Consider the following 12,290-nt stretch of genomic DNA (forward strand, 5'->3'; position numbering starts at 1 on the left):
GTGGAAATAAATCGGAAAAGCGAACCTTTCTAAAGGATAAACATTTTAATGTTCGTATTTTGTTGACAGTAGAAGGGGGATTGGACTAAACTAGAATAGGTTTGATACAGAGATTGAATATACTCGTATAGGTTTGGGATATGGCCCGAATGTTTCTACCCGGAAGCCTTAACTTTCGGACTACGAGCATGCATGGAGCGAATGAAGCGCCGCATAGGAATACCCTGTCAGCCGGAATGGGTTGCCTCTCTTAAGGGGGCAGCCTTCTGTTGTCTGAACGGGGAATGCCGGGCGCGGCTTCGCTCGATCCATGAAGAAGCGGACGCGAGCGCTCGCTTCCAGCTCGAAGTCCGGCGGCAATTCCTTTGCGAGAATTGCACTCGGGCTTTTTTATTTCGGAAATCGGGCAGCCTCTCGGCTATGCCTTATTATCTTATAGAGGAAAGTGGGTTTGAACGCATGTCTGCGAAGGTGGGCGTCATCATGGGCAGCAAATCGGATTGGGACACTATGAAACTAGCCTGCGACGTTCTGGAGGAATTGCAAATTCCTTACGAGAAAAAGGTTGTCTCGGCGCATCGGACGCCGGATCTTATGTTTGAATACGCGGAAAACGCGGCAGAGCGCGGGCTTAAGGTGATCATCGCCGGAGCCGGCGGAGCCGCGCACTTGCCCGGCATGGTCGCTGCGAAGACGATTTTGCCGGTTATTGGCGTTCCCGTGAAATCGTCGAATTTGAGCGGGCTCGATTCGTTGCTCTCGATCGTGCAGATGCCGGGCGGCATCCCGGTCGCGACGGTGGCGATCGGCAATGCGGGCGCGACGAACGCGGGGCTGCTCGCCGCGCAGCTGCTCGGCGCGTTCGAGCCCGACGTGCAGGCGCGCGTCCAGGCGCGGCGCGAGCGCGTGAAGCGGGAAGTGCTCGAAAGCAGCGATACGCTATGAGCGGCGGAGCGGACAATCGCCAGGCGAAGACGCTGCTGCCGGGCAGCACGATAGGCATACTCGGCGGCGGACAGCTCGGCCGGATGATGGCGAATGCGGGCAGCGCGATGGGCTACCGCTTCGTCGCGCTCGACCCGACGCCGGACGCGCCGGCCGGGCAGGTGGCGGAGCAGATCGTCGCCGCCTACGACGATAGCGAAGCGGCAAGGGAGCTGGCGAAGCGCGCGGACGTCATTACTTACGAGTTCGAGAACGTCGACGCCGGCGTGGCCGCGATGCTCATGGCGGAATCGTACGTGCCGCAGGGCAGCGAGCTGCTCTACACGACGCAGCACCGGCTGCGCGAGAAGCGGGCGATCGAAGCGGCGGGCGTGCGCGTGGCGCCGTACCGCGAGATCCGCAGCGAGGACGAGCTGCGCGAGGCGGTCGCCGCGTTCGGGACGCCGTGCGTGCTGAAGACGGCTATGGGCGGCTACGACGGCAAGGGCCAATGGGTTATTCGCGGCGAGAACGAAATACCGGAAGCGTACGAGACGCTGGCCCGGGCGGGCGTCCAGCTCGTGCTCGAGCAGTTCATCCGCTTCGAGAAGGAATTATCGGTCATAGCGGCGCGTAATCCGCAGGGTGAAATAAAAGCATTCCCCGTAGCGGAAAATATACACGTCGATAATATATTGCATCTGTCCATCGTGCCGGCAAGGATAAGCGAAGAAGTGCAGCGCGAAGCCGAGCGGCTCGCGGCGCGCATCGCCGAGGGGCTCGGCGTCATCGGCCTGATCGCCGTGGAGCTGTTCTATTCGGAAGGCGGCGAGCTGTTCGTGAACGAGCTTGCGCCGCGGCCGCATAACAGCGGGCATTACACGATGGAGGCTTGCCGGACGTCGCAGTTCGAGCAGCATGTGCGGGCGGTGTGCAACCTGCCGCTCGGCGATACGGCTCTGATGAGCCCGGTCGTCATGGTGAACGTGCTCGGCCAGCACGTCGCGCCGCTGCTCGAGCGGATGGCGGGCAAGGACGAGGCGGCGGAGCGGCTTGCGGTCGCGCCGAAGGTGCATTTGTACGGGAAGAAGGAAGCGGTATTCAAGCGGAAGATGGGCCATGTCAACGTGCTGGCTCCCGATATAGACGCAGCGCTTGCCTGGGTGGAAGAAACGACTATTTGGAAGGTGTGAAGCAAACATGTTGGATCGTTACAGCAGACCGGAAATGAGAGCAATCTGGACGGAGGAGAACAAATTCAAGGCATGGCTGGAGGTCGAGCTGTGCGCATGCGAGGCCTGGTCCGAGCTTGGCGTCATCCCGAAGGAGGACGTCGAAGCGCTTCGCCGCTCGGCAAGCTTTGACATCGACCGAATTTACGAGATCGAACAGGACACGCGCCACGACGTCATCGCGTTCACGCGCGCCGTATCCGAGACGGTCGGTCCGGAGCGCAAATGGGTGCATTACGGCCTGACGTCGACGGACGTCGTCGACACGGCGCTAGGCTACCTGCTGCTGCAGGCGAACGAGATTTTGACGAAGGACATCGAGCGGTTCATCGATATTTTGCGCGGCAAAGCGATTCAATATAAGGATACGCCGATGATGGGCCGCACGCACGGCGTTCATGCCGAGCCGACGACCTTCGGTCTTAAGATGGCGCTTTGGCACGAGGAAATGAAACGGAACCTGGAGCGCTTTAAGCATGCGGCGAACGGAGTCCAGTTCGGCAAAATGTCCGGCGCCGTCGGCACCTATGCGAACATCGACCCGTTCGTGGAAGAGTTCGTCTGCAGGAAGCTCGGCATTACGCCGGCCCCGATCTCGACGCAGACGCTGCAGCGCGACCGCCATGCCGAATATATGGCGTCGATCGCTCTGGTCGCTACATCGCTGGACAAATTCGCGACGGAGATCCGCGCTTTGCAGAAGAGCGAATTCCGCGAAGTCGAAGAGCCGTTCGCAAAGGGCCAGAAGGGCTCGTCGGCTATGCCGCACAAGCGCAACCCGATCGGCTGCGAGAACATGTCCGGCCTCTCCCGCGTCATTCGCGGCCATATGCTGACCGCTTACGAGAACGTGCCGCTCTGGCATGAGCGCGACATCAGCCACTCGTCGGCGGAGCGCGTCATCCTGCCGGACGCGACCATGCTGCTGAACTACATGCTGAACCGTCTGGGCAACATCATTAACAACCTGACCGTGTTCCCGGAGAACATGAAGCGCAACATGCAGGCGACGTACGGCGTGCCGTTCTCCGGCCGCGTCATGACGAAGCTGATCGACAAGGGCTTCAGCCGCGAGCAGGCGTACGACACGGTGCAGCCGCGCGCGATGCAGGCTTGGGAGGAGCAGCGCCAATTCCGCTCGATCGTCGAATCGACGCCGGAAATTACGGAAGTGCTCACAGCGGAGGAAATCGAAGACTGCTTCAACCCGTCATGGCATCTGAAGCATGTCGATACGATCTTCGCGCGTTTGGGACTGAACTAAAGGGGAGGCAAGCCGGATGAGCGCACAACCGCAAGCTTTATCGACGGCAGTCGATTATATAAAGGCACCGCTTATTTATAAAGGCAAGGTTCGCGAATTATACGATCTCGGCGAGCATTTCCTGATCGTCGTCACCGACCGGATTTCGGCGTTCGACTACGTGCTCGATCCGGCCGTGCCGGACAAGGGCAACGTGCTGAACCGGCTGTCGGCGTACTGGTTCGAGCAGACGGAGAGCATTCAGCCGAACCACGTCGTTCACACCGACGTAGAGAAGCTGGCCGGCATCGTCACCGAGCCCGAGCTGCTCAAAAACCGCATCATGGTGACCCGCAAGGCGGAGCGCATCGACATCGAATGCGTCGTCCGGGGCTATATCACGGGCGGCGGCTGGAGACAATATCAGCAAACGTCGGCAATCAACGGCATCGAGCTTCCGGCGGGGCTTCGCAAGAACGAACGGCTCGCGTCGCCGATCTTCACGCCGGCCGCGAAGAACGACGTCGGCCACGACGAGGACATTCCGTTCGCCAAGATGGCCGAGATGGTCGGCGCGGGGCTGGCGGAGGAGCTGCGCGAGCGAAGCATCAAGCTGTACGAATTCGCGCACGCCCGCTGCGCGGAGGAGGGCATCATTCTCGCCGACTGCAAATTCGAATTCGGACTGATCGACGGCAAAGTCATCCTCATCGACGAAATTTTCACGCCGGATTCGTCCCGCTTCTGGGCGGAAGCGAATTACGCGTACGACATCGAGATCGACAGCATGGACAAAGAACCGGTGCGCACTTACTTGCTGGGCTCCGACTGGGACCGCGACAGCAAGCCCGCGCCGCTTCCGGAATCGGTCGTGGCCGAGACGACGGCCCGCTACCTCGATATTTACCGCCGCTTGACCGGCGCCGAGCTAATTTGACCCACCCCGGGAGGCGGCCGGCGCAGCGCGGCTGCCGCAGTAGCGGTTAACGGCATGAAATAACGGTAATAAACGGCGTTAATCGCTGAATTCGGGCTTGAACGATCGATATAGCGGTAAAAAGTGGCGTTAATCGCGGCAGATCGGCTTGAATAATCGAAATAGCGGTAAAAACCGGCGCTATTTCACGCCATATCGAACAAGAACATCGAAATAAGCTAAAATAACGCCACAAATTACCGCTAATCGCCAAGTAACACGCCTTATCCGTGAATTAGCGCCATAAATTACCGTTATTTCAAAGCCGATGCGAGCAAGCCAGCGCACGCGTATGCAGAAGCGGCATCGCTAAGCCGCTCGGCGAGCGACAGCGCCGCTTCATGAATAAGCGCGGACGGTCTATGTCGCTGCATTTCACAATTCGCGGCCGCCAACAATGGCGCTGCATGAAATAATCGCAGCCGGCTGCAAGCGCGGCTGCACCTTTGCTCCACCGACCACACTCGCAAGGTTTGTTTGACCGAAAATGCGCGAGCGCGGAGAGTCGGGGAGTGTCTGCCGGAGAGCGACAGCGATCGCATCTTGAAGCTCGGGAAATTTACCGCTAAGCGTGTAATCTTAATTTCCCGACTTCGAATGCGACGCAGGCAGACACCCGCGCGCCGCCACCATTTTCGCTAGAAACGCAGCCGGCTGCAAGCGCGGCTGCACCTTTGCTCCACCGACCACACTCGCAGGGTTTGTTTGGCCGAAAATGCGCGAGTGCGGAGAGTCGGGGAGTGTCTGCCGGAGAGCGACAGCGATCGCATCTTGAAGCTCGGGAAATTTACCGCTAAGCGTGTAATCTTAATTTCCCGACTTCGAATGCGACGCAGGCAGACACCCCCGCGCCCGGCGCGCCGCCGGCATTTTCGCTAGAAACGCAGCCGGCTGCAAGCGCGGCTGCACCTTTGCTCCACCGACCACCCTCGCAAGGTTTGTTTGACCGAAAATGCGCGAGCGCGGAGAGTCGGGGAGTGTCTGCCGGAGAGCGACAGCGATCGCATCTTGAAGCTCGGGAAATTTACCGCTAAGCGTGTAATCCGAATTTCCCGACTTCGAATGCGACGCAGGCAGACACCCCCGAGCCCGCGCGCCGCCACCATTTTCGCATAAACGCACCTTAAGAGGAAAACTCACATTTCCAGGAGGCTATTATGAAGGCAACCGTCTACGTCACCATCAAGCAAAACGTTTTGGACCCGCAAGGAACCGCCGTGCAAGGCGCGCTTCACACGCTCGGCTTCTCCGAAGTCGAGAAGGTGCGCATCGGCAAATATTTGGAAGTCGAGCTGGACACGAACGACCGCGCGGAAGCCGAGACCCGCGTCAAAGCGATGTGCGAGAAGCTGTTCGCGAACACGGTCGTGGAAGACTATCGTTTCGAACTGGAGGGATAAGGCGATGAAGTTTGCGGTACTCGTATTTCCCGGCTCCAACTGCGACATCGACTGCTACAAGGCGGTAGAGGACACCATCGGCCAGGAGGTCGATTACGTATGGCATACGGCAACGGATCTGTCGGCCTATGACGCGATTCTCGTGCCGGGCGGCTTCTCGTACGGCGATTACTTGCGCTGCGGCGCGATCGCGCAGTTCGCGTCCGTCATGAACGAAGTGAAAAAAGCGGCGGAAGCCGGCAAATATATCCTGGGCATTTGCAATGGTTTTCAAATTTTGACGGAAGCGGGCCTGCTGCCCGGCGCACTGATCCGCAACAACGGACTGAAATTCGTGTGCCAGCAGGAACGGCTTGAAGTGGCGAACAACAAGACGGCCTTCACCAATCAGTATTCGCAGGGTGAACTCATCACGATTCCGATCGCGCACGGCGAAGGCAACTATTTCTGCGACGACGCGACGCTGGCCGAGCTTAAAGCGAACAATCAAATCGTGTTCCGCTACGCGGGCGACACGAATCCGAACGGCTCGGTCGAGAATATCGCGGGCATCAGCAACAAAGCGGGCAACGTGGTCGGCATGATGCCGCATCCGGAGCGCGCGGTCGACCAATTGCTCGGCTCGGAGGACGGCAAACGGATGTTTACATCGATTTTAAACGCATGGAGGGAACAGCATGGCGCAGCAGTTAACGGCTAAGGAACCGACGGCGGAGCAAATTGCCGATCAGCGGATTTACACCCAATTCGGTGTGACGGATTACGAATACGAGCTTATTTGCGGATTTCTCGGCCGTAAGCCGAACTATACGGAGATTGGCGTATTCAGCGTCATGTGGTCGGAGCACTGCTCTTACAAAAACTCCAAGCCGATTTTGAAAAAGTTTCCGATCACCGGGCCTCGCGTCCTGATGGGTCCGGGCGAAGGCGCGGGCATCGTCGACATCGGCGACAACCAGGCGGTCGTCTTCAAAATCGAATCGCATAACCATCCGTCGGCGGTCGAGCCTTACCAAGGGGCGGCGACCGGCGTCGGCGGCATTATCCGCGACATTTTCTCGATGGGCGCCCGTCCGATCGCGCTGCTGAACAGCTTGCGCTTCGGCAACCTTCAGAACGAGCGAGTCAAATATTTGTTCGAGCACGTCGTCGGCGGCATCGCGGGCTACGGCAACTGCATCGGCATTCCGACGGTCGCGGGCGAGGTCATGTTCGACGAGAGCTACGAAGGCAATCCGCTCGTCAACGCGATGTGCGTCGGCCTCATCGACCACGACAAAATCCAGCGCGGCGTGGCCAAAGGGGTAGGCAACCCGGTGTTCTACGTCGGTCCGGCGACGGGCCGCGACGGCATTCACGGCGCGACGTTCGCTTCCGTGGAGCTGTCGGAGGAATCCGAAGAGAAGCGCACCGCGGTGCAGGTCGGCGATCCGTTCATGGAGAAGCTCGTCATGGAGGCGACGCTCGAGCTGATCAATTCCGGCATCGTCCTCGGCATTCAGGATATGGGCGCGGCGGGCCTGACGTGCTCCAGCGCGGAAATGGCTTCCAAAGCGGGCAACGGCCTCGAGCTGTACCTCGACGAGGTGCCGCAGCGCGAAACGAATATGACGCCTTACGAAATGATGCTCTCGGAATCGCAGGAGCGGATGCTCTTCGTCGTCGAGCCGCAGCATGAGGAGCAGGCGAAGGAAATTTTTGAGCGTTGGGGCATTATTTGCGCCAAAGTTGGCAAAGTAACCGATGACGGGCGCCTTCGCTTGTTCCACAAAGGAGAAGAGGTAGCCGACATGCCGGTAAAAGCGCTCGTCGACGAGTGCCCGGTATACAATAAGCCGTCCGCGGAGCCTGCGTACTACCGCGACAATGCGGCGGTCGAAGCAGCGGCTTTCGCGGAAGTGACCGATCTGACGGGCGCGCTCGAGAAGGTGCTGGCCTCCCCGACGGTTGCGAGCAAAGAGTGGGTTTATAATCAATACGATTATATGGTTCGCACGTCGACGGCGGTGCAGCCGGGCTCCGACGCGGCGGTCGTGACGATTCGCGGCACGCGCAAGGCGCTTGCGATGACGACGGACTGCAACGGCCGTTACGTCTTCCTCGATCCGGAAGTGGGCGGACGCATCGCGGTCGCGGAAGCGGCGCGCAACATTATCTGCTCCGGCGCCGAGCCGCTTGCCGTGACGGACAACCTGAACTTCGGCAACCCGGAGAAGCCGGAAGTGTTCTGGCAATTGGAAAAAGCGGCGGACGGCATGTCCGAGGCTTGCGTCATGCTGAACACGCCGGTTATCGGCGGCAACGTCAGCTTGTACAACGAGAACGCGAAAGGCGCGATCTACCCGACGCCGGTTATCGGCATGGTCGGCCTCGTGCACGATATCGATCACATCACGACGCAAAGCTTCAAAGCGGAAGGCGACGTTATTATTCTCGTCGGCGAGACGAAGGCGGAGCTTGGCGGCAGCGAGCTGCAGTACGTGCTCGAAGGCGCGGCTAGCGGCCGTCCCCCGGGAATCGATCTGGCAACGGAGAAAAAGGTGCAGGAGGCGGTGCTCGTCGCGATTCAGCAAGGGCTCGTCGCTTCGGCGCACGACCTGTCCGAAGGCGGCATCGCGGTAGCGGTGGCGGAATCGTGCATCAGCGGACGGATCGGCGCGGAAGTGGCGCTTGAATCCGACCTGCGCGCGGACCATCTGCTGTTCAGCGAATCGCAATCCCGCATCCTGCTGTCGGCGAAGCCGGAGCAAGCGGATGCTCTGACGGCATTGCTCGGCGAACAAGGCGTCACGCATGCGGTCATCGGCAAAGTGACGGGAAGCAGCCTTACCATTAACGTAAACGGCAAATCAGGCGTTAACGCGCCGGTACAACATCTGGAGAAGGTTTGGAAGGATGCGATTCCATGTCTCATGAAGTAATCGACCGATCCGCGCGCGATCGCGCCGTTGCGGCTCGTACGGCGCTCGGCGGGCTGGCGCAAAACGGCCTGATGCTTGACGGTCATGCGCTTTGGACCGGCGATCATTACAACGAGGGCATCGGCAGGGACGATATTTTCGATAAATTGCGGGAGGAATGCGGCGTGTTCGGGGTATTTAATCTCCCCGACGCGTCCAACCTGTCCTATTACGGCCTTCATGCGCTCCAGCACCGCGGCGAGGAAAGCGCGGGGATCTGCACGGTGGATACGGCGAGCGGCAATAAGTTCGCCTATCACCGCGGAATGGGTCTCGTGAAGGAAGTATTCGATAAAGAAAAGCTCGACATGCTGGCGGGCGACCGCGCCATCGGGCACGTTCGCTACTCGACTTCCGGCGAGAGCCGTCTCGCCAACGCGCAGCCGCTCATCTTCCGTTACCGGGACGGCGACCTGGCGGTCGCCACGAACGGCAACATCGTGAACGCGCCGGAAATTCGCAAGGAGCTGGAGATGTCCGGCTCGATCTTCCAGACGTCGAGCGACACGGAGGTTATCGCGCATTTGATCGCCCGCTCGCCGAAGGATTTCGAGACGGCCGCGAAAGAAGCGCTGCAGCGCATTGTCGGCGGCTTCGCGTTCCTGATCATGACGAACGACAAGCTGCTCGTCGCGTCCGATCCGAACGGGCTTCGCCCGCTCGTGATGGGCCGCATCGGCGACGGCTATGTGTTCTCGTCGGAGTCGTGCGCGTTCGAATCGATCGGCGCGGAATACGTCCGTGACGTTCAGCCGGGCGAGCTGCTCATCTTCGATGCGGACGGCATGCGCGAGGACCGGTATGCCGAGGTGGAGCGGAGAGCGACCTGCGCGATGGAATATATTTATTTTGCCCGCCCGGACAGCGATATTAACAGCATCAACATCCATTCGGCCCGCAAGCGGATGGGGCGCCAGCTGGCGCAGGAATCGTTCGTCGACGCGGATATCGTGACGGGCGTGCCCGATTCGAGCATCTCGGCGGCGATCGGCTATGCGGAGCAGACCGGCATCCCGTACGAGCTCGGGCTGATCAAGAACAAATATACCGGCCGGACGTTCATCCAGCCTTCCCAGGAGCTGCGCGAGAAGGGCGTAAAGATGAAGCTGTCCGCCGTACGCAAAGTCGTAGAGGGCAAGCGCGTCGTCATGATCGACGATTCGATCGTGCGGGGCACGACTTCCCTGCGCATCGTCAACCTTCTGCGCGAAGCCGGAGCGACGGAAGTGCATGTGCGGATTACGTCGCCGCCGTTCAAAAATCCATGCTACTACGGCATCGATACGCCGGACCGCAAGGAGCTGATCGCTTCCTACCGGACGGTCGAGGAGATCCGGAAGCAGATCAACGCGGACTCATTATCGTTTTTGAGCGACGAAGGCTTTGTCGATGCGGTCGGCGGCAATGACGGCGCGTATAATCGCGGCATGTGCCTGGCCTGCTTCGATAACGACTATCCGACCCCGGTCAACGAGGAATCGGACAAGAGCTGCAGCTGCTAATCGCGCGGAATTGCGGCGGCAGGCAGAGCAATTAATTTGAAGGAGTGACCGAGAGTGTCAGAAGCGTACAAAAAAGCCGGCGTCGATATTGCGGCTGGTAACGAAGCGGTTGAACGGATGAAGAAGCACGTGAAGCGGACTTACCGTCCCGAGGTGCTGGCGGAGCTTGGCGGCTTCGGCGGGCTATTCAGCTTGAACAAGGACAAGTACGAGGAGCCGGTGCTCGTATCCGGAACGGACGGCGTCGGCACGAAGCTGAAGCTCGCTTTTGCCATGGACAAGCATGACACGATCGGCATCGATGCCGTGGCGATGTGCGTGAACGACATTATCGTGCAGGGCGCGGAACCGTTGTTCTTCCTTGACTACCTCGCTTGCGACAAAGTCGTGCCCGAGAAGATCGAAGCGATCGTGGCCGGCATCTCGGAGGGCTGCGTGCAGGCGGGCTGCTCCCTGATCGGCGGCGAGACGGCGGAGATGCCGGGCATGTACGCCGGCGGCGAGTACGACATCGCGGGCTTCACGGTCGGCATCGTCGACCGGAAGAAGATGATCGACGGCTCTGCCATTGCCGCAGGCGACGCGGTGATCGGCATCGCTTCGAGCGGCATCCACAGCAACGGGTTCTCGCTCGTTCGTCGTCTGCTTCTGGAAGAAGCGGGCTATTCGCTCGATCAACAGCTGGAGGAGCTGGGCGGCGCGAAGCTTGGCGACGTGCTGCTCGAGCCGACGCGCATTTACGTGAAATCGGCGCTGAAGCTGATCGAGCAAGTGGAAGTGAAAGGGATGGCCCACATTACGGGCGGCGGCTTTATCGAAAATATTCCGCGCGTCCTGCCGGACGGCGTCAACGTGGACATCGAGTACGGCTCGTGGCCGATTTTGCCGATCTTCGGGCTCATGCAGCAGAAGGGCGGCATTTCGAACCGCGATATGTTCACGACGTTCAATATGGGCATCGGCCTCGTCGTCGTCGTGCCGGCGGACCAAGCCGCAGACGCGCTTCGCGTCGCGGCCGAGCTCGGCGAGTCGGCTTACCGTATCGGAACGGTTACGGAAGGAAGCCGCATCGTGACGTTTACGGGAGCGGACGTATAATGGCAGCACAACGCATCGCCGTATTCGCCTCGGGACAAGGGACGAACTTCCAAGCGATCGTGGACGCGGTGCGGGAAGGGAAGCTCGATGTAACCATCGAGCTTCTTGTTTGTGACAAGCCGTCGGCGCCGGTCGTCGAGCGGGCGCGTAAGGCCGGCGTGGACACGTTCCTGTTCGCGCCGAAGGAGTACCCGTCCCGCGAGGCGTACGAGACGGCAATTCTCGCCGAGCTGACGCGGCGCGGCGTCGAGCTGGTCGTGCTGGCGGGCTATATGCGCATCATCACGTCGGTGCTCGTGGAGCCGTACTACGGCCGGATGATCAACATTCATCCGGCGCTGCTGCCGGCTTTCCCCGGCGTGAACGGCATCGGCCAGGCGCTGGCCTACGGCGTCAAGCTGACCGGCGTCACCGTCCATTACGTGGACGGCGGCATGGACAGCGGGCCGATCATCGCGCAGGCCGCGGTCGAGGTGGCGGAGGAGGAGACGGAGTCCTCGCTCGCCGAGAAAATTCACGCGGCGGAGCGTGCGCTGCTGCCGGATGTGATCCGGCACATCGCGCAGGGCCGCGTCACGCTGGACGGCCGGCGCGTGACGGTGCGGCGGTAGAGGGCGCTGCGCGGACGAGCCGGCGGACAGGGCGCGCGGCTGTGCCCGAACGACCCGGAAGCGGCGGATTCAGCTAGTATATAGCTGAGGGCAAATCAGAGCTAGAAATTAGCTCTGATGCGCAAACTTAGGCTGGTTTGGGCGGATCAGGTCTAGAAATTAGACCTGATGGCCCCGGAAGCGGCGGAACTGGGCGCATACGGCGGCTGGCGGACAAATCAGAGCTAGAAATTAGCTCTGATGCGCAAACTTAGGCTTGTTTGGACAGATCAGGTCTAGAAAGTAGACCTGATGGCCCCGGAAGCGGCGGAACTGGGCGCATACGGCGGCTGGCGGACAAATCA

The 12,290-nt window shown here is 60.2% G+C and carries 10 protein-coding genes and 1 riboswitch; all 10 genes read left to right on the plus strand.

What is annotated here, in order from left to right; genetic code table 11:
* The first annotated feature begins 103 nt into the window (after positions 1 to 103).
* Positions 104 to 203: riboswitch (purine riboswitch) on the plus strand.
* A 256-nt stretch (positions 204 to 459) separates the two neighbouring features.
* Positions 460 to 945: a 5-(carboxyamino)imidazole ribonucleotide mutase gene (purE, locus tag IDH41_RS29500; protein ID WP_190867647.1), complete on the plus strand. Its 486-nt coding sequence runs from the start codon at positions 460 to 462 to the stop codon at positions 943 to 945.
* Positions 942 to 2,117: a 5-(carboxyamino)imidazole ribonucleotide synthase gene (gene purK / locus IDH41_RS29505; RefSeq protein WP_190867649.1), complete on the plus strand. Its 1,176-nt coding sequence runs from the start codon at positions 942 to 944 to the stop codon at positions 2,115 to 2,117. The genes purE and purK overlap by 4 nt, the downstream gene beginning before the upstream one ends.
* A 7-nt stretch (positions 2,118 to 2,124) precedes the next feature.
* Positions 2,125 to 3,420, plus strand: coding sequence for an adenylosuccinate lyase (gene purB / locus IDH41_RS29510; protein WP_190867651.1), 1,296 nt, complete (start codon positions 2,125 to 2,127; stop codon positions 3,418 to 3,420).
* A gap of 16 nt (positions 3,421 to 3,436) precedes the next feature.
* Positions 3,437 to 4,336: a phosphoribosylaminoimidazolesuccinocarboxamide synthase gene (locus IDH41_RS29515; RefSeq protein ID WP_190867652.1), complete on the plus strand. Its 900-nt coding sequence runs from the start codon at positions 3,437 to 3,439 to the stop codon at positions 4,334 to 4,336.
* Between the two features lie 1,193 nt (positions 4,337 to 5,529).
* The gene (purS, locus tag IDH41_RS29520) at positions 5,530 to 5,775 is read left to right on the plus strand and encodes a phosphoribosylformylglycinamidine synthase subunit PurS (RefSeq protein WP_190867665.1); all 246 of its coding nucleotides are present in this window, start codon (positions 5,530 to 5,532) and stop codon (positions 5,773 to 5,775) included.
* A gap of 4 nt (positions 5,776 to 5,779) precedes the next feature.
* Positions 5,780 to 6,475 carry a phosphoribosylformylglycinamidine synthase subunit PurQ gene (purQ, locus tag IDH41_RS29525; RefSeq protein ID WP_190867654.1) on the plus strand — a complete coding sequence of 232 codons (696 nt, stop codon included), beginning with the start codon at positions 5,780 to 5,782 and terminating at the stop codon, positions 6,473 to 6,475.
* The gene (purL, locus tag IDH41_RS29530) at positions 6,453 to 8,696 is read left to right on the plus strand and encodes a phosphoribosylformylglycinamidine synthase subunit PurL (protein WP_190867656.1); all 2,244 of its coding nucleotides are present in this window, start codon (positions 6,453 to 6,455) and stop codon (positions 8,694 to 8,696) included. The genes purQ and purL overlap by 23 nt, the downstream gene beginning before the upstream one ends.
* 71 nt (positions 8,697 to 8,767) lie before the next feature.
* Positions 8,768 to 10,237: an amidophosphoribosyltransferase gene (purF, locus tag IDH41_RS29535; RefSeq protein ID WP_190867668.1), complete on the plus strand. Its 1,470-nt coding sequence runs from the start codon at positions 8,768 to 8,770 to the stop codon at positions 10,235 to 10,237.
* Between the two features lie 54 nt (positions 10,238 to 10,291).
* Positions 10,292 to 11,335, plus strand: coding sequence for a phosphoribosylformylglycinamidine cyclo-ligase (purM, locus tag IDH41_RS29540; RefSeq protein WP_190867658.1), 1,044 nt, complete (start codon positions 10,292 to 10,294; stop codon positions 11,333 to 11,335).
* Positions 11,335 to 11,946 (plus strand): phosphoribosylglycinamide formyltransferase, encoded by a 612-nt coding sequence (gene purN, locus IDH41_RS29545; protein ID WP_190867660.1) that lies wholly within the window; start codon positions 11,335 to 11,337, stop codon positions 11,944 to 11,946. The genes purM and purN overlap by 1 nt, the downstream gene beginning before the upstream one ends.
* Positions 11,947 to 12,290 lie beyond the last annotated feature (344 nt).

The organism is Paenibacillus arenilitoris (assembly GCF_014705655.1).
GTDB classification, from domain to species: Bacteria; Bacillota; Bacilli; order Paenibacillales; family Paenibacillaceae; genus Pristimantibacillus; species Pristimantibacillus arenilitoris.